14 protein-coding genes are annotated in these 18022 nt (G+C 36.0%); 1 reads left to right on the forward strand and 13 read right to left on the reverse strand.

Going from position 1 to position 18022, the window contains the following annotated elements:
• Positions 1 to 118: 118 nt before the first annotated feature.
• On the reverse strand, positions 119 to 820 hold the full coding sequence (locus tag AMD00_RS04710) for a gamma-glutamyl-gamma-aminobutyrate hydrolase family protein (RefSeq protein ID WP_053416789.1): 702 nt from the start codon (positions 818 to 820) through the stop codon (positions 119 to 121).
• A 110-nt stretch (positions 821 to 930) separates the two neighbouring features.
• Positions 931 to 2676: an ABC transporter ATP-binding protein gene (locus tag AMD00_RS04715; protein WP_053415909.1), complete on the reverse strand. Its 1746-nt coding sequence runs from the start codon at positions 2674 to 2676 to the stop codon at positions 931 to 933.
• 310 nt (positions 2677 to 2986) lie between these two features.
• Here AMD00_RS04715 and AMD00_RS04720 point away from each other — a divergent pair, with 310 nt between their 5' ends.
• On the forward strand, positions 2987 to 4036 hold the full coding sequence (locus AMD00_RS04720) for a 2,3-butanediol dehydrogenase (protein ID WP_053415910.1): 1050 nt from the start codon (positions 2987 to 2989) through the stop codon (positions 4034 to 4036).
• A 125-nt stretch (positions 4037 to 4161) separates the two neighbouring features.
• Here the strand turns inward: AMD00_RS04720 and AMD00_RS04725 are convergent, their stop codons facing one another.
• The 11 genes from AMD00_RS04725 to hutI (AMD00_RS04775) form a co-directional block, all read right to left on the reverse strand.
• Positions 4162 to 4794 carry a TIGR04104 family putative zinc finger protein gene (locus tag AMD00_RS04725; protein WP_053415911.1) on the reverse strand — a complete coding sequence of 211 codons (633 nt, stop codon included), beginning with the start codon at positions 4792 to 4794 and terminating at the stop codon, positions 4162 to 4164.
• The gene (locus AMD00_RS04730; RefSeq protein ID WP_053415912.1) at positions 4775 to 5302 is read right to left on the reverse strand and encodes a sigma-70 family RNA polymerase sigma factor; all 528 of its coding nucleotides are present in this window, start codon (positions 5300 to 5302) and stop codon (positions 4775 to 4777) included. Before AMD00_RS04730 ends, AMD00_RS04725 begins: the two co-directional genes overlap by 20 nt.
• A 156-nt stretch (positions 5303 to 5458) precedes the next feature.
• The gene (gene hutI / locus AMD00_RS04735; RefSeq protein ID WP_053415913.1) at positions 5459 to 6751 is read right to left on the reverse strand and encodes an imidazolonepropionase; all 1293 of its coding nucleotides are present in this window, start codon (positions 6749 to 6751) and stop codon (positions 5459 to 5461) included.
• Between the two features lie 6 nt (positions 6752 to 6757).
• Positions 6758 to 8428, reverse strand: a complete 1671-nt coding sequence (hutU, locus tag AMD00_RS04740) for a urocanate hydratase (protein ID WP_053415914.1) — start codon at positions 8426 to 8428, stop codon at positions 6758 to 6760.
• Between the two features lie 15 nt (positions 8429 to 8443).
• Entirely contained in the window at positions 8444 to 9565 is a 1122-nt protein-coding gene (locus tag AMD00_RS04745; protein ID WP_245639480.1) for a YjiH family protein, read from the reverse strand.
• Positions 9566 to 10186: 621 nt separating this feature from the next.
• On the reverse strand, positions 10187 to 11356 hold the full coding sequence (locus AMD00_RS04750; RefSeq protein ID WP_053415915.1) for a hypothetical protein: 1170 nt from the start codon (positions 11354 to 11356) through the stop codon (positions 10187 to 10189).
• A 35-nt stretch (positions 11357 to 11391) separates the two neighbouring features.
• The gene (locus AMD00_RS04755) at positions 11392 to 12570 is read right to left on the reverse strand and encodes an amidohydrolase (RefSeq protein ID WP_053415916.1); all 1179 of its coding nucleotides are present in this window, start codon (positions 12568 to 12570) and stop codon (positions 11392 to 11394) included.
• A 71-nt stretch (positions 12571 to 12641) separates the two neighbouring features.
• The gene (gene hutH, locus AMD00_RS04760; RefSeq protein WP_053415917.1) at positions 12642 to 14159 is read right to left on the reverse strand and encodes a histidine ammonia-lyase; all 1518 of its coding nucleotides are present in this window, start codon (positions 14157 to 14159) and stop codon (positions 12642 to 12644) included.
• Between the two features lie 36 nt (positions 14160 to 14195).
• Positions 14196 to 15512, reverse strand: a complete 1317-nt coding sequence (locus AMD00_RS04765) for a Na+/H+ antiporter family protein (protein WP_053415918.1) — start codon at positions 15510 to 15512, stop codon at positions 14196 to 14198.
• Positions 15513 to 15570: 58 nt separating this feature from the next.
• Positions 15571 to 16731: a M20/M25/M40 family metallo-hydrolase gene (locus tag AMD00_RS04770; RefSeq protein ID WP_053415919.1), complete on the reverse strand. Its 1161-nt coding sequence runs from the start codon at positions 16729 to 16731 to the stop codon at positions 15571 to 15573.
• Between the two features lie 13 nt (positions 16732 to 16744).
• Positions 16745 to 18013 carry an imidazolonepropionase gene (hutI, locus tag AMD00_RS04775; RefSeq protein WP_053415920.1) on the reverse strand — a complete coding sequence of 423 codons (1269 nt, stop codon included), beginning with the start codon at positions 18011 to 18013 and terminating at the stop codon, positions 16745 to 16747.
• Between the last annotated feature and the right edge of the window lie 9 nt (positions 18014 to 18022).

The following is an 18022-nucleotide window of genomic DNA, read 5'->3' on the forward strand; positions in this document are numbered from 1 at the left end:
ACTTTAGCGTATTTATCCGAATAAAATTATCAACACAGTGATCTCAGCATTCAGCTCACCCAAATGAGATATTTCCCAAACAAAAAACGACTGTTTAAATACAGTCGCTTTGTACAAATTATTTTATACAGGCACTGATAAATGCCTTCATTATTTCTGCTGAGGTTTCATCATTATTTAACAACATACACTCTGGATGCCATTGTACACCCATGACAAAGTGATGATTTTTGCTTTCAAAAGCTTCAATAACTCCATCACTAGCTACCGCTGATACTACAAATTCACCAGGTATCCTTCGATTTGCTTGATGATGGAAACTATTTACTTTAAACTTTTCCTTTTGAGCAATTGACTTTAGCAGCGTATTGTCCTCTACGTGTACAAAATGTGACGCATGCCAACGTGGTGCTTGTTGTTGATGTTGTAAAAGATTCTCTTCTGTTTGTGTATAAATGTCCTGAAACATGTCACCACCTACAGCTATATTTAGAATTTGCGCACCTCTACAAATCCCTAAAACCGGTTTATTCTGGAGTAACATTTCCTTGACGATAGCAACTTCAAATGCGTCTCGCTCAGGCGTTATAGATCCAAGCTTTTGATGCGGTTCTTCTCCAAAAAGTATTGGATCAATATCTCCTCCACCCGTTAACAGTAAACCATCAATCATCTCTACAATTAAATCGGCTTCAGTTTCCTCATAATTAGGAAGGACAATAGGTAAACCACCAAATTTTGAAATAGCATGAATATTGTCAGTTGGAAGTGTAAGTAATTGTTCGTTTAGGCTTGAAGAAATACCGATAACTGGTTTCACATTGAACCCCATTTCTCCTTTTTATTAAAAGGAATATTTTATTATTATTTTATGTCTGGTACTTAGTTTAATGAATATTTTGCTTACCACCATTAATAGTAGGTATCAAATTAATTTGTGGAAACTTGTTTTGATAATAAGTCATAATAAGCTCCTTGATTATTTAACAGTTCTTTAGGCGTACCAAACTCAACTATTTCCCCATTATCTAAAACTAAAATTTTAGATGCATTTCGTATTGTAGCTAGTCTGTGTGCTACTAGAACGATGGTTTTACCTTTAAATACTTCTTCCATTTGAGATTGTAATAAAAATTCAGTATTTGCATCTAAAGCTGATGTCGGTTCATCTAACAGAATGATGGGTGGATCTTTTAATATAGCTCTGGCAATAGCTAATCGTTGTTTTTCTCCTCCTGAAATACGAACACCACGCTCTCCAACTACTGTTTCAAATCCTTCTGGTAAATTAACAATAAATTCTTCTAATTGTGCTACTTTAATTGCGTGTGATAATTGTTCTTCAGTCGCATTAGGCACTCCATAAATCAGATTTTCTTTTATTGTCCTATTCCAAAGAAATGGATCCTGTGTTACTAATCCTATAGCATTTCTAAAATCAATAAGATTATATTTTGAAATATTAACCCCATCAATACTTACTGCCCCTTCAGTTGGGTCATAAAAACGCATTAATAATTCTAATATTGTTGTTTTACCGCCCCCTGAACCTCCAACAATTCCTATAGTTTCTCCAGGCTGTACTTTAAAAGAGACATTTTGTAAACCAGCGCGATTGTTTTCATATGTAAACGACACATTTTGAAACTCTACTTCACCCTTGACATTTTTCAGAGGAATTGCATGTGGGATTTGAATAATTGGTTCATGGATATCTAAAAATGTATTTAATTGCTTTATGATAGGTCGAACATTAGTAGTACCTATATAAGCAGTTTGTATGTCATTTACTAAAGTGTATAGCTGAGGTACATATACTGTGAAAGCAACAAGCGATCCGATAGATAGCTGATTATTACTAATATCCCAAGCACCCACAGCAAATACTATGCCTAATGCCAATGACTTTACCAATTGATTGAATATATCTGCATATGATCTTCGATATATACTCGTATTTAAATGCATTTCATTATGTTTTTTCAACAAATTCTTTACGTTTTTCATTTCACTTTGTTGTTGGGAGAAGATTTGGACATTTTTTATGCCACTGATTAGTTCCGTAAAAAAAGTCATTTCATTATTTGTATATTCCATATAACTCTTTGTTTTAGTTTCTGATATTCTTCCTAACTTAAATGTGATGAAGAATACAAGCGGAACAACTAAAAATGCGATTAATGTTAGTTTCCAACTTATTGTAAACATAAATATAGTCATTCCTAAAAACATAAATAGGCTGGTAATACCATTCAGTAATTCATTTGCTATATAAACTTCACCTATCATACCCGAAGTGCGCGTTACACGATCTACTATATCTCCAATCTTCAACTGATTTAAGTTAATTGATGACAGTGTAAAGGCTTTTTCAAACGCCATCGTTCTTAACTTTTCGGTGACATTCCCTCCGATTTTAACATTTAGTATCATTCGTACAGTTCTAAAAATCGTTGAAAGAATAGGTAAAATAGTTAAAATTGCGATAAAAATAAACAATGCTTTGAAATTCTTTTCTGGGATTGCTGAATCAATTATTTGCTTCATAACTAATGGCGATAATAAATCAATAAAAGTTGCGATAATCATTAACAAAATTCCTGTCACGATTAAACGCTTTTTTTCAAACATAAGTGAAATAAAAAAATAAAGATTTCTTGTCTTATTATCCGTCATTTGCATACCCCACTTTCTAGATTACAACAATTACCAATACAATTTTTATCCGAACTAATCTAAATTAGACAATTATTCCAAAACACCTTTATTTTGGTTAAAATAATTATTTTCAGAAATTATTTTTCATAGAAGATGATTTATAAAATCTATCATTTTAATCTGTTATCGTTAGACTTCTTTATGTACAAATTGTTCTAACTTTAGTCCATTCTAGCTTTTTCCAAGGGTTATTAGTTGTAGCATTTTTTTAGAGTGCTAGAATGGGGGTGTAACTCAAAGACATCAATTTTACTGGAGGTTAATAGATATGAAAGCTGCAGTATGGTATGGAGAAAAAGATATTCGCATTGAGGAAAGAGAATTAAAAGCTCTTAAAGATAATGAGGTAACAGTACGTGTAGCATGGGCTGGTATTTGTGGTAGTGATTTGCATGAATATCAAGAGGGTCCTGTATTTGTTCCAACTAAAGAAAAAGACGGTTTAACTGGTGAAATTGCTCCTCTAATTATGGGACATGAATTTGCTGGCGTTATTGAAAAAGTTGGCGCTAATGTAACTAAATTTAAAGTTGGTGATCGTGTAGCGATTAACCCAACAATAACTCATGGTAACAAACCTGAAGATGTAGATGCTTACGATGGCTTTAGCTTCATCGGTTTACATGGCGATGGTGGATTTACAACATTCGCAAATGCTCCTGAAAACAATGTTTACTTACTTCCAGAAACAATGACACTTGAAGATGGTGCTCTTGTTGAACCTACTGCTGTAGCAGTACAAGCTGTTAAAGAAGGTAATTTACGTTTCGGTGATACAGTAGCTATTTTCGGTGCTGGCCCAATCGGATTATTAACTGCTATCGCAGCAAAAGCAGCGGGTGCTAGTAAAATTATCGTGCTAGATTTATCTGAAACTCGCCTAGCAAAAGCGAAAGAACTTGGCGCTACTCATGTTATTAACTCTGGTGAAGTAAATGGTGTTGAAGCTATTCAAGCTATCGTTCCAGATGGTGTTGATGTATCATTTGAAGTAGCTGGTGTTGCTCCTACATTTAAACAAGCAATTGATGCAACAAAAGCTCGTGGTACAATGGTAATCGTATCTATCTTTGCTCGCCCTATTGAATGGAATCCAATCCATTTAACAAATACAGGTGTGAAAATCACGTCAAGTATTGCTTACACACCAACATCATTCCAACAAACAGTAGACTTAATGGGTACTGGTCAATTAAAACCACAAGGCATTATCACGGACCGTATCCAATTGGATGACATCGTAGAAAAAGGCTTTGAAGCTTTAACAAACGATAAATCACAAGCTAAAATATTAGTAGAATTAAGCGGTGCAAAATAAGTCTAATATAAATGAAAAGGCACTCGGTATATCGAGTGCCTTTTACTTACTCTTATTATGAACTAATACTTCAACAGCTAAGAGACGAGAGCATTTTCTTAGCTGTTTCTCCTATTCAAATACAGTCACCATAGATTTAAATCCTCATCATTTTGAAGCTTCAAATTATATGGCATTAATATAAAACCAGTAACGATAATAGCAACATACATTAAAACAATTTCCCACCAGTAGAAGTCAAAAAATGCATTGATCAATAAGACTAAGTTGGATAACAAGACTAATTGACTCATACGAATTCTTGATTTCCTTGTCTGATATTGCTCCTTCCCACAACTTGGACAACTCATTGCTCGATTGAGGGTGAACATCTTTTTAATCGAAACTCGCCAACTCCACTCTTCATGACAGTACTCACAAACTGGTAACTCATATGGTTGAAAGAATTTAACCATACTAAAAATAATAACCCCCAGAATGACAAAAGGCAGTAATTCGATTAGCCAATCTAGCTGTAAGCCTGAATCTGCTTCAGCACCTGTAACAACTTTTTCATATCCACCGACATCTTGGAATAGTAGTATCGCAAAAAGAATTAGGACAGATGCACATGCGACGAGTACGACAGGATACTGCCAATTAGAGCGCGACTTTTTATTTGGATTTTTCGCTTGTTCGAGTATTCTTTTTTTCACATCATTCTTTAAGTAAATATGTTCCTTAAGCTCACGATCTAGATCATCCTTCAAACGATTCATGTTGCCACCCCCCCCATTCATAACCTATTAATTGCTTATGTAATAATTTACGTGCCCTCTGCAATCTCGTACGAACCGTTGCCTCTGGGCAGTCTAAAATTCCTGCTATCTTCACTGTATTTAGTTCTTGATAATAATATAAAATGATAACTTCGCGGTACAATATCGGTAGCTGCAATAGCGCCTCAGTCACTCTCATACGGTCAGCTGCCTCTAAAACGAGATATTCTGGTGTTCTTCTATCACCCTTCCCCGTCATTTTATCCATTAAAGTTAGCCGTTTTCGTTTCCAACTTCGTAAATAATCATGACAGCGGTTGACTGTTATTTTCACTAAATATGTTTTTAAAGAAGCTTCACCTTTAAATTGACTTTGCTTTTTATAAAATGTTATAAAAACTTCTTGCACGATATCTTCGGCAGTTGTTAAATCCTTTACGTATAAGTAAGCAACACGTAATAAGTAATCACCATACTCTTCAATGATTTCTTCCAATTCTTTAGCCAATCCGCACCCTCCTTTCAAGCAACCACACTATAGACGTCGGTCGACTCATTTCCGATTCATTATTTTCAACAATATGTATACTTCTTTATTTAACCATAGAAAAAACCTCTGATTATTACAATCAGAGGCTCTTCCATAATAATTTTAAGCTCATTCTCAATCAGTAACGTTTTGTAATTCACTACATAACACGCCATTTTCAACAACAACTCGACCATTTTTAATGACCGTATGTGTATGATTCATACCATAGAAGTACTGCAGTTGCTGATAATTTGCAACATCTAGGATGAGTACATCTGCTTTTTTGCCCTCTTCTAGTGAGCCAATTTCATGCCCTCTATTAATCGCATAAGCTGCATTGATAGTTGTGGCTGTTAATACTTCTTCCATTGTCATGCCCATATTCATACATGCTAAATTCATGATAAATGGCAGAGAGATTGTTGGCGAAGAGCCTGGATTAAAATCAGTTGAAATCGCTACTGGAACTCCTTCATCAATCATTAATCGTCCCCTAGCAGAATCTGCTTTTAAGAAGAATGCAGTCCCAGGCAATAATACCGCAACCGTACCTGCTTCAGCCATATCACGAATACCTTTATCAGATGCTACTAATAAATGCTCTGCTGAAATAGCTCCCACTTCAGCAGCAAGCTCAGCCCCTTCATATGGTTCGATTTCATCGGCGTGGATTTTAGGGATCAAACCATGTTCTTTCCCGGCTAATAAAATTTTGCGTGACTGCTCCGGCGTAAATACACCTTTTTCACAAAAGACATCATTAAACTCAGCAAGATTTCCTTCCGCTACTTTCGGAATCATTTCATTTATTATGATGTCTACAAATGCATCCGGATTGTTTTTATATTCAGCTGGAACTGCATGTGCACCCATAAAGGTACTCACAACATCTACTTCATGATTTTCTTGAAGTTTTTTCGCTACTTGAAGTTGCTTTTCCTCTGTAGACCAATCTAAGCCATAGCCACTTTTTGACTCAACAGTTGTAATGCCATGTTTCAAAAAATCATTGAGATGTTCATATGTTTTTTCATAAAGATGTTCAAATGATGCTTCTCGTGTCTTTTTCGTCGTAGCATGTATTCCTCCACCTGCATTCATAATGTCCATATAGGTTGCACCGTTTAGACGCATTTGGAATTCATTTTCTCGAGTACCACCAAAGACTAGATGTGTATGTGCATCCACTAAACCGGGCATAACCACTTTACCAGAGGCATCAATTATATTCGCTTGCGATACTAAATCTGGATAATGTGCTCTTAAAGATGCTTTTGTACCCGTTGCTATAATAAGATCTCCACTTATTAATACACTACCATTATCGATAATTTGTAGATTGCTCATTTCTTCTTTTGTCCGAGCTTTTTTCATAGTTCCTTGTAAAGTAATTAATTGATTTGCATTTTCAATGAGTAAAATCATCTGTGATCACCCTTCTGTTTTTAACATTGGCATTTGCACATTCTTCTCTTGTGCAGTTTTGATAGCGATGTCATAACCCGCATCCGCATGACGAACAATGCCCATTCCAGGGTCTGATATTAATACACGATTAATCTTTTCTGAAGCCATTTCTGTTCCGTCTGCTACAAGCACTTGCCCAGCATGTTGTGAATAACCCATTCCTACTCCGCCACCGTGGTGGACACTTACCCAACTTGCTCCACCTGCAGTATTAACTAAAGCGTTTAAGATTGGCCAATCTGATACTGCATCTGAACCGTCTTTCATACCCTCTGTTTCACGGTTAGGGGATGCAACTGAACCTGAATCTAAATGATCACGACCGAATACGATTGGTGCCTTTAACTCACCCGATGCAACCATTTCGTTTACTTTCAAAGCAAAACGATGACGGTCTCCATATCCTAACCAACAAATGCGAGCAGGTAAACCTTGCCATTTGACCATTTTCTGTGCCATATCAATCCAGTTCACAAGACCTTCATCATCTGCAAACATTTCTTTTGCAAGGGCATCTGTTTTGTAAATATCTTCAGGATCACCTGAAAGTGCTGCCCATCGGAATGGTCCTTTTCCCACGCAGAATAGTGGTCGAATGTATGCTGGAACAAAGCCTGGGAAATCAAAGGCATTTTCGACACCCATTTCTTGAGCGTATTTACGTATATTATTTCCGTAGTCAAATACTTCTGCTCCCGCAGTTTGGAAATCGAGCATGGCTTGCACATGATCAGCCATCGCTTGTTTTGCTTTTTGTTCATACATTTTCGGATCACTTTTTCGCAACTGAAGTGCTTCTTCAAGTGTCATCTTGTTCGGAATATAGCCATTTAATGGGTCATGAGCACTTGTTTGATCCGTTACAAAATCAGGAACAATCCCACGTTCAAAAATTTCACGATAGACATCTGCACAGTTACCGACAAGGCCGATGGAAGCAGGTTCATTTTTGTCTTGTAGCTGTTTAGCCAATTTCAGTGCTTCATCTAAATCTTCTGCTAGATAGTCACAATACCCTTCCTTGATTTTACGTTCGATACGTTTCTTATCGACTTCGACAACTAATATAACAGCTCCAGCCATTTTACCAGCTAGCGGTTGAGCTCCACTCATACCACCCATGCCACCAGTTAAGATCAATTTTCCCTTTAAATCTGCTGAGCCAAATACTTTTTTACCCGCTTCCACAAAGCTTAAATATGTGCCTTGTAAAATACCTTGTGCACCAATATAGATCCAACTTCCAGCCGTCATTTGTCCATACATCATTAAATCTTTATCTTCTAATTCATAAAAGTGATCCCAATTTGCCCACGCTGGAACGAGGTTTGAATTTGCGATTAATACACGTGGTGAATGCTCATATGTGCGGAATACTGCGACAGGTTTCCCTGATTGCACAAGTAAAGTTTCATCATTTTCTAGCTTTTTCAATGACTCAATAATTTGTGCGTAGCTTTCCCAATTACGAGCAGCTTTCCCGATTCCCCCATAAACAACAAGTTCATCTGGATTTTCAGCAACCTCTGGATCCAAATTATTCATCAACATACGCATAGCCGCCTCTTGCGTCCAACCTTTACAAGTTAATTCACTACCTGTTGGTGCTTTAATATTTTGCATAACGTTTTCCATCATGACACGCTCCTTTTAAAATAGTAAAAATGCGATTGGTGTTACTAAAATTAGTGTTAAAACAACACGTTGGAACCAAATTATAATTAGTTGACGTATCGTTAAAGGAATATCAGTTGAAATGATTACAGGAATTACTGCTGAGAAAAACAAAATAGCGGAAATAGACACAACGGCTACTATAAATTTGGTAATTACCGTTGCTTTCACGACTAATAATGCGGGTAAGAAAATCTCTGCTATTGAAACCGCTAAAGCTTTTGCAGTCAACATAGGCTCTGGTAATTGCAAAATCCATGTGAATGGTACAAAAATATAAGCAACCCAATCAAAAATGGGTGTATACATTGCTAATATAAGACCTAGTAATCCAATTGAAAGAATGGAAGGTAAAACACTCATTGTCATCAACAGACCTTCTTTTAAATGCTGTAAAAGGTTCTTTAAAAATGGTGGATTATGCTTCACTGCTTGCATTGCTTCAGTCCACGCAGTTAATAGTCTTTTTTCAGTTACAATCACTTCTGGATCGCCTTGCTCTACAATATACTCATCTTTTAACTTTCCAAGTGGCCATATTCTAGCTGTAATTGCCGTGACCATAAAAGTAATAATGAGTGATACCCAGAAAAACGAAGTCAAATAGGCCATTAAATCTAGCGTATTCGCTACAACAACCATGAATGTTACCGAAACAGTTGAGAAACCGGTTGCAATAATGGCCGCTTCACGAATCGTATATTTCCCTTGTTTGAATACACGATTGGTTAGTAATAAACCAACAGAATAACTACCAACAAATGATGCCACTGCATCAACTGCAGAACGACCAGGTGTTCTGAAAATCGGACGCATAATCGGTTGCATGAATACCCCAATAAATTCAAGCAATCCATAACTGACTAACAATGCTAAGAAGATAGCTCCAATCGGAATAAGTACTCCTACAGGTTTTATCAACTTCTCCATTAAAAAAGGCCCTACACTTGGGTCAAACAGCCAATCTGGCCCTATCCCAGATATAAGTAATAAACCAATGCCTAAACCAATTACCTTAAAAACTGACATCACAATATTGACGATATCCTTATTCCATGTTTTTGTGATAAATGGATATGCAGCACCACAAACTAGCATTATTATGATATAGACAGTTACAAAAGTTGCTGCATTTGTCGATATCCAGCTAACAATATGATCTAGTAAAATAGAAGATTTTTCGTTGTATGTAAAAGTAACAAAGAAGCTAAAAATACCGATCAAACTGCAGATTACAAATTAAAAAACTGACATAAAATCTGTTTTTGAACTCTTTACAGTCAACTCATTTTCTCGTATGTCCTCCATTTCAACTACCTCCCCTTTTTATAATTTTAAAATTCTGACCATTAAATATATATGGAAAAAAGTTTTAAAAAAGAGGAATTATTTTGGATTACATGGAATTATATTAGATTAAATAGGGAATTATTTTATATTTATCATTAATATCGTGTAATGCATAAAAAATCACACTATATATTAAATAGCAAATACGATCATTAGATGATTAATAAAAAAACATTATGTAAATATCCCGTTAGTTATATGAATTCAACTGTTTTTTAGTTATTAAAATTAAAGAGCGCAAAAAGCTTATTATTTATATAACTTGCTATTTATTAGATATAAAACAAGAAAAAAAGAGTACTCCAAAATGTCAGATATATGACATTAGTATACTCTTTAGAATTATACCTTTATTTGAATGTTCAGAATTTATAAGGTGTTGATTAGTATAGAAGATATAACAACAGAACCGATTGTAACTGTTGTGAATCCTCCGACTAACATTGGAGTTAATACCTCATTGAATATTTGTTCTTGTTCTTCCTCATTTCTTCCGATACTCCGTCCTACTTCTTCGCAGATAATATAATCACCTGGAAAACCAAATGTAGAAGTTAAGGCGACTGGAATGGCTTTATTAGGATCCCATTTGAAAATTTTCGCTCCAATAAATCCACCTACAATTATACCTATCACACCAATTATTAAAATAGCTGCTACTGCTGGCAAGTAATCTACAAACATACTAAACGTAATATCATTGCTCATAGCAATAACCATTACAATTATCCCTGCCATACCAACTGTAAAACTGTTTGAACGCTCCATGATTCGATCTGGGAAAACCTTAACAAGTCTTCCTAGAATACCTATTGATAATGCCCATAAGCTGTAAGGTATTCCTGTCATTTTAGCTAGGGCAACGGCTAATGCTCCACCTACAAACAACATAAATAATAACACTAAATTAGAAAGGTACTTTTTAGGAATGATTAATTTCATTTCATTTTCTTCATCAAATTTTTCAGTATTAGTCGAGATAAAAGTTCCATCTTCAATTTTCCCGCGTATTTTCAAAGCATGTTTTCGTAGTAATAACGAGGCAATTGGCATGCCTATTAATGATTGAAATGCCAATATTAAAGCTGGAATAGTTAAAAGACTAACAAATCCCAATTCTTTTAACCCTTCAGAAGTTATCAATACTGCCATTATGCCTCCATTTAATGGTCCAACTCCTGCAACCGCTGTTTCATAGTCAAATAGAAATGTGACTATACCAAGAATTAATGTAGTCGCAATGATCATTCCAATGATAGCTATAATTACTGCTTGCCACTGTGATTTAATCATTTTCAGCGGTATTAATGTACCCATATGCACTAATATTGGTGCGGTACCCAAAACAGCACCTACAGATAAAAAAGAAGAATTAATAATTAAATCTTTTGGAAAAATCCCTGTCCAAAGCAAGACTAAATAACCAACCATAGCTACAAAAAGCATTGGTACTCTTGCCTTTGTGATAATTGATATTACTTCACCTAAAGCTATTAATCCCAATATAAACATACTAGCGATTACTGGATCAGATAACATTAATGTCCTCCTTTTTATAATTAGGATATTAAAAATTACATATTAAATTTCTTAGCCGTATGAACAAAAACATTAACACCAATCTCTAAGGCATCTTCATTTATTTGAAACTTTGGATGATGGTGTGGGTAATTCAAAGTTTCATCTTCAAAACCTGCTCCAATTCCAAGAAATACACCTGGTGCTTTTGATAAGAAAGCAGAGAAATCCTCTCCCCCCATAATTGGCGACACATGAAGTAAATAATTTGCTCCCATTTCTTTCTTAACCACTTCTTCAATAGTAGCAATAATTTGCTCATCGTTATAAACAGAGTCATATCCATACGTAAATTCCAAATTATAATCTGCTTCATGAGACGCTACGATATTTTTGACATTCACTTCAATCTGTCTTGCTATTTCCTCTCGGACACTTTGAGAGTAAGTTCGAATCCCGCCTCCGATTACAATTCTTTCTGGAATAATATTCTTAGCTGCTCCTCCATTAAATTCCGTTACTGCTAAAACTGCTTGTTCTTTTGCAGCAATCTTTTGAGGGATAATTTGATGCAAACTACTCACAATTTGTGAACCTATTAATATAGGATTAATGGAGTCTTCAGGCTGTGAGGAATGACCTCCTTTACCGATAACATCAATTTCAAATGTATCAGAATTTGCTGTAAAATAACCTGGGCAAAATCCAATTTTCCCAGTTGGTATCATGCTAAAAACGTGTAAGCCTAAAATTTCATCAACACCATCCATTACATTTGCTGCTACCATTTCACTCGCACCACCAGGGAATACTTCCTCAGCATGCTGAAAAATGAAACGAATCTCACCTTTAATTTTATGCTGTTGCTTTGATAGTATTTTTGCTGCTCCGAGTAGAATGGCCGTATGTGCATCATGTCCACAAGCATGCATAACATCAGGAACTTTTGAAGCAAATGGAAGATCCACTTCCTCTTGAATAGGTAGTGCATCTATATCAGCTCTAAATGCGAGCACTTTTCCAGGTTCATTTCCTACTAGGCGCGCGACGATACTTGTTTTAGTAGGTTTAGAAAGTTCAAGATTTGGAAAAGTTGATAAAGTTTTATATATAAAAGCTGATGTTTCATATTCGTTAAAAGATAACTCCGGGTTTTCATGTAAATGCTGTCTCCATGAAATAACATCATTCATTACTTGTTGAATTTCTGCACTTTGTTCTTGTATCTTACTCATTATTCCACCCATTTCTTTTTATTTTTTTTTAAAAGAATAGGATGAGAATATCTCATCCTATCACTCATTAATTAAAATAAATCATTACTTTGAAGTAAAAATTTCGCCAGTGCTTCTGTCTCTTCACTAATTGCTTTGTCTGCAGTAAGTGGTGGACAAATTTCTCTAACTTTCTCTAAGTAAGCTCTTGTTCCTGGAGCTAATTGATCCTCTATTTTCTCTAAATAAATTGCTTGTGAAGCTGCAATTAGCTCTATTGCAATTACCCTTGCTGCATTATGCACAATTTGATGTACTTGTCTTGCAGCTGTTGTTCCCATACTCACGTGATCTTCTTGGTTACCAGAGGTTGGAATAGAATCTACACTCGCTGGATGGGCTAGTACTTTGTTTTCAGAAACTATTGAAGCAGCAACATATTGCAATACCATTAGACCACATTCTAATCCTGGATCAGTAGCCAAGAATGGCGATAACCCACTTAATGCGGGATTAACTAATCGTTCTGTACGTCGCTCTGAAATATTTGCCCATTCAGATACACTAACTTTCAAAAAATCCATTGCTAGAGCAATTGGTTGACCATGGAAATGTCCGCCAGAAATGACTTCTCCATTTTCCAACACGATAGGGTTATCGGTAGTTGCATTCATCTCTGTTAATAGACGTTCTTCTACATAACTAAATGTCTGCCAAGATGCGCCGTGTACTTGTGGAATGCAACGTATAGAATAGGCATCTTGCATTCGAACCTCACCTTGTTTAGTAACTCGTTTACTCCCTTCTAACCAGCCGCGCATTCGACTAGCTACAAATTCAAGTTCTTTATGTGGTCTAACTGCTAGTAATTCTGGATCAAATGCTGAGATAATTCCTTGAAGAGCTTCCATTGTTAAACATGCTGCCATATCTGCTGCATAACCGATTCGCTCTGCTTCATTTAAAGTTATCACACCAATTCCCGTCATTGCCTGTGTTCCATTTATTAATGCCAAGCCTTCTTTTGCTTTTAATCTCACAGGTTGCAAACCTACTTTTGCTAAAGCTTCCCCACCAGTAATAATTTCACCTTCGTATTCAGCCTTACCTTCACCTATTAATACGAGAGCAATATGAGCTAAGGGAGCTAGGTCTCCACTCGCTCCTACAGACCCTTGAGACGGCACTACAGGATGGATTTTATTATTAATTAATTCCACTAATAGTTGCAATGTATCTTCACAAATTCCGGAGAACCCCTTAGCTAGAGCATTTGTACGTAATATCATCATTGCACGAACAATCTCTTTAGATAGTGGCTGACCTACTCCTACCGCATCAGCACGTAGTAAGTTCAATTGTAATAATACAATATCCTCATCCTCTATTTTCACATCACTTAACTTTCCAAACCCTGTATTAACACCATAAATTATCGCACCTTCAGCTAATTTCTTTTCAATACGCTTACGACTTTCACGGACTCTTTTCCAACTATTATCTGAAATAGAAACAGTAGCTTCACCATCCACAATTCGCTGAATATCTTGCCTAGTCAGCGAATTACCATCCAGTTCAATCGTTTTTAATTTAATTGTTGCTTCTCCCATTTCAAAACCACCTTATAAATTGAATATTCAGTTTTTTTATAAAACCATTGCTGCAATAATTCCGAATATAAATAACGGAATGTTGTAATGAATAAACGTAGGTACGCATGTATCCCATATATGATCATGTTGCCCATCTGCATTTAAACCTGATGTTGGACCAAGTGTACTATCTGATGCTGGGGACCCCGCATCTCCTAATGCACCTGCCGTCCCAATAATAGCAGCGGTAGCTAATGGACTAAAGCCTATTGAGATACATAAAGGAACAAATACAACTGCAAGGATCGGTACAGTTCCAAATGATGTACCTATTCCCATTGTTACAAGTAAACCAATAAATAACAATAGAATTGCTGTAATTAATTTACTATCCCCTGTCACACCATTTACTGCATTAACTAGTTCGCTAATAGCATTAGTTTCTTTTAAAATAGTGGCATATCCAGAAGCTATAAGCATGATAAAGGCTATAACCCCCATTAATTTAACCCCACCCTGCACTACATCTTCTCCTTCTTTTATTGTCACAATTCGACCTACAAACATTACAATAATTCCAGATAATGCCCCCAACACTAATGAACTAAATGTTAATTGAATTGCTAATGCAACAATTACAGCAAAAATTGTTATTCCATCTCTAAGCTCAAAATTCCGTCTAGGTTGTTCATCCTTTGCTTCTTTTAAAAATTCAATATCTTCATTTGTTTGTGCATAATTTCGTGGTTTTCGATAAGTAATGAATATTGCTATAAACAAACCAACCCACATGCCAATAGCAGGTATGATCATTGCTACTGGAACACTAGTCTGATTTATGGCCATACCGTTTTTTGTCATTTCCGTTGCAATAATCCCCTGGAATATCAAACCGTAGGCTACTGGGATACACATATAAGGCATTTTCAAACCAAAAGTAAGAGCTGAAGCTAGTGCTCGACGATCAATTTTCAACTTATTAAAGAAGTATAAAAGCGGCGGTACTAATATGGGAATAAAAGCAATATGAACAGGTATTAATGTTCCGGACAAACAGGCAGTTAGAGCTAACCCAAAAATAAAAATGTACTTACTAGGTTTCTTTATAGCTAATAATCTATTAATTAAGACACCTGGTATACCAGAATGAGCAATCATTGCTGCAAATATCCCTAATAAGATATAACTTAATGCTGTCCCAGATTGCGCTCCCATTCCATCTATAAAAATGGTCATTGTTTCACTAAGCGGTAGCCCAGCCACTAACCCCGCTACTATCGCAGCAATTAATAACGCAAAGATTACATGCACCCTTAATAAGCTTAGTACGGTTAGAATGATAACAGATATCAACACCGGATTATCTAACATATTTCCCCTCCAACCCTATTTAAGAAAACGCTTACTTATTCTCAAATAACACTGCAAATTATTTATTATTCTCATACCATTGCTCTATTAACGAAGCTGTTAATCTTCCTGTATTAATTAGATTTTCTATACTAATACATTCTCTATATGAATGAATATTCTGGAACCCGTTACCTAAAGTAATACATGTTAACCCATTCTCATTAAGTACATTAGTATCTGCTCCACCTAATGTATTCGTTAAATACGGCTGAACGTTTATTTGTCGAGATGCATCTGTAACATTTTGAACGAGAATATGTTCTTCAGGAATATCAAAACCACTGTATTTCTTTTCTAGAGTGATTTCTACTACTCCCCCCAGTTCTTTTGCTGCTTCTTTCATCACCTGCTCCATGTGTCGAAGTTGCATATTTAATTTTTCTTTTGAAAAACTTCTTACTTCTCCAGCTAGTGTGACAGTACCCGGAATAATAGATGTTAATTCTCCGCCTTCTATCATACCAATATTCGCCAATGTCTCTTCATCTACTTTACCTAACTTCATTGTTAGTAGACCAGCCGCTGCGATTACAAAAGCACTATTTCCTTCTTCAGCATTTAGAGCAATATGCGCCGCATTTCCTTTTACCTTTAAATAAATGCGACTACTAAAAGGTCCTTTTAAAATGGTTTGACCAACATCTCCACTGCTGTCAAATATATAACCTACTTTACTTTTAATCTTGCTATAGTCCATAAAACGGGCACCTACTAAACCTGGTTGTTCATTTACTGTTAACAGTAATTCAATAGGGCCATGAGGAATCTCACTCTCAATAACAGCTCGGATAGCCTCGATATAAGAAGCGAGCGCTGCGCGATCATCTGCTCCTAAAATAGTTGTGCCATCAGAATATATAACACCATCTTTTATAACTGGTTTCAGGTTTTTCGTTGGTAAAACAGTATCCATATGCGTCGAAAAGAACAATGGTGGAATAGTTGAATCCGTTCCTTCTTTCCAAGCTACTAAGTTCCCAACTTCACCGTTAAAGTTTTTATGAGCTTCATCAAATTCAATAGTAAACCCAAGTTTAGGGAGTTCCTTTGCTAAATAATCTGCGACAAGCTGCTCTTTTGTACTAGGACCATCAATTTTCGCAAGATCTAAAAACAATTCTAGTAAACGTTGTTCATTTACTTTTGAAGCAGCTTTCGAATGCAATTGTACTTTCATTTTTATTCCTCCTCTAAAATTCAACATTCTCTAAAATTTTTGCTCTTTCCTCATAAACTACTTCCCCACGTTTAATCACTGTATCTACTAAATTCGAACCAAGTTCATAGGCAACATGCTTATAATTTGGTACATCCCATATTTGAAGGTCTGCAAGTTGGCCAACAGCTATTGTCCCTCGATCTTCTAAATTTAATGCCTTTGCTCCGCCCCAAGTTGCAGCTTTAATCGCTTCTTCTACAGAGAATTGATAAAGCCTGCATGCCAATTGCATAACAAATTGCATTGAAGTTGTATAACAAGCAGGACACATATCCGTTGCAAGAGCTATGGTCATGCCAGAATCCAACATTCTTCTAGCATTAAAAGGCTTTTGGTGAGCAACTGCAAAATCAAGTGCAGGCATAACGACACCAACGACTTTACTATCTGCTAGCCTTTTCATAACATGATCTGGAGTATAGTTTAAATGATCAATTGATATCATTTTCATATCCGCTGCTAAATCTGAACCTCCAATATAGGAGTACGCATCAGCATGAATCTTAGGAAACATTCCGGCTGCTAATCCAGCTTCTAAAATTTGTCTAGACTCTTCTGCGGTAAAATAGCCATCATCACACCATACATCACAAAATTCAGCTAGGTTCTTTTTTCCAACCTCTGGAATCATATCCTCTAAAATAACTTTTAAGTATTGGTCTTTTGTCATACCTTCCGGGAAACCATGCGCTCCTAAAAATGTATTTATTACATCTATTGGTGTCTCTTCTTGCAATTTACGTCCCACTCCAAGAATTTTCATCTCACTTTCAACCGTTAAACCGTATCCACTTTTACTTTCAACTGTTGTTGTACCATGCTTGAGCATTGAATACATTCTTTTTTTGGATTGGCTTAACAATTCAGTTGCAGCTTGATCACGAGTCAGTTCAATTGTTCGATTAGGACCGGTTTTCATTTCCAATTTCTTTAAATTTTCTTCTGCATTACCATAAAGTTTAGCTGCGTATTCTTCTACACGGTTACCATAAAAAACCAAATGCGTATGTGAATCGACAAAGCCTGGTGCTACAACTTTTCCGGTGGCATCAATAACATTGCGATTATCTCGAATATAGCGATTACTTACTTCATTTTGAGAGCAAACCTCAATAATTACACCATCTTGTATGACAATTGCAACATTAGTTAGCGGACAAATATCCGACATTTTGTCACCTACACAGCTTACTACTTGTGCAGGATTTTCAATAATTAACTGTGGTCTAATCTTAGTCAATTCAATTCC

The sequence above is a fragment of the Viridibacillus arvi genome (assembly GCF_001274945.1).
In the GTDB taxonomy this organism is placed as follows: domain Bacteria; phylum Bacillota; class Bacilli; order Bacillales_A; family Planococcaceae; genus Viridibacillus; species Viridibacillus arvi.

What these genes read in the sequence shown, in the direction of transcription:
- AMD00_RS04770 (WP_053415919.1), bottom strand. Translation starts at nt 16,731, where the DNA reads ATGAAAGTACAATTGCATTCGAAAGCTGCTTCAAAAGTAAATGAACAA.
- hutH (WP_053415917.1), bottom strand. Translation starts at nt 14,159, where the DNA reads ATGGGAGAAGCAACAATTAAATTAAAAACGATTGAACTGGATGGTAAT.
- AMD00_RS04750 (WP_053415915.1), bottom strand. Translation starts at nt 11,356, where the DNA reads ATGTTATCTGATCCAGTAATCGCTAGTATGTTTATATTGGGATTAATA.
- AMD00_RS04725 (WP_053415911.1), bottom strand. Translation starts at nt 4,794, where the DNA reads ATGAATCGTTTGAAGGATGATCTAGATCGTGAGCTTAAGGAACATATT.
- AMD00_RS04745 (WP_245639480.1), bottom strand. Translation starts at nt 9,565, where the DNA reads ATGCTAGTTTGTGGTGCTGCATATCCATTTATCACAAAAACATGGAAT.
- hutU (WP_053415914.1), bottom strand. Translation starts at nt 8,428, where the DNA reads ATGGAAAACGTTATGCAAAATATTAAAGCACCAACAGGTAGTGAATTA.
- AMD00_RS04715 (WP_053415909.1), bottom strand. Translation starts at nt 2,676, where the DNA reads ATGACGGATAATAAGACAAGAAATCTTTATTTTTTTATTTCACTTATG.
- AMD00_RS04755 (WP_053415916.1), bottom strand. Translation starts at nt 12,570, where the DNA reads ATGAGTAAGATACAAGAACAAAGTGCAGAAATTCAACAAGTAATGAAT.
- AMD00_RS04720 (WP_053415910.1), top strand. Translation starts at nt 2,987, where the DNA reads ATGAAAGCTGCAGTATGGTATGGAGAAAAAGATATTCGCATTGAGGAA.
- AMD00_RS04765 (WP_053415918.1), bottom strand. Translation starts at nt 15,512, where the DNA reads ATGTTAGATAATCCGGTGTTGATATCTGTTATCATTCTAACCGTACTA.
- hutI (WP_053415913.1), bottom strand. Translation starts at nt 6,751, where the DNA reads ATGATTTTACTCATTGAAAATGCAAATCAATTAATTACTTTACAAGGA.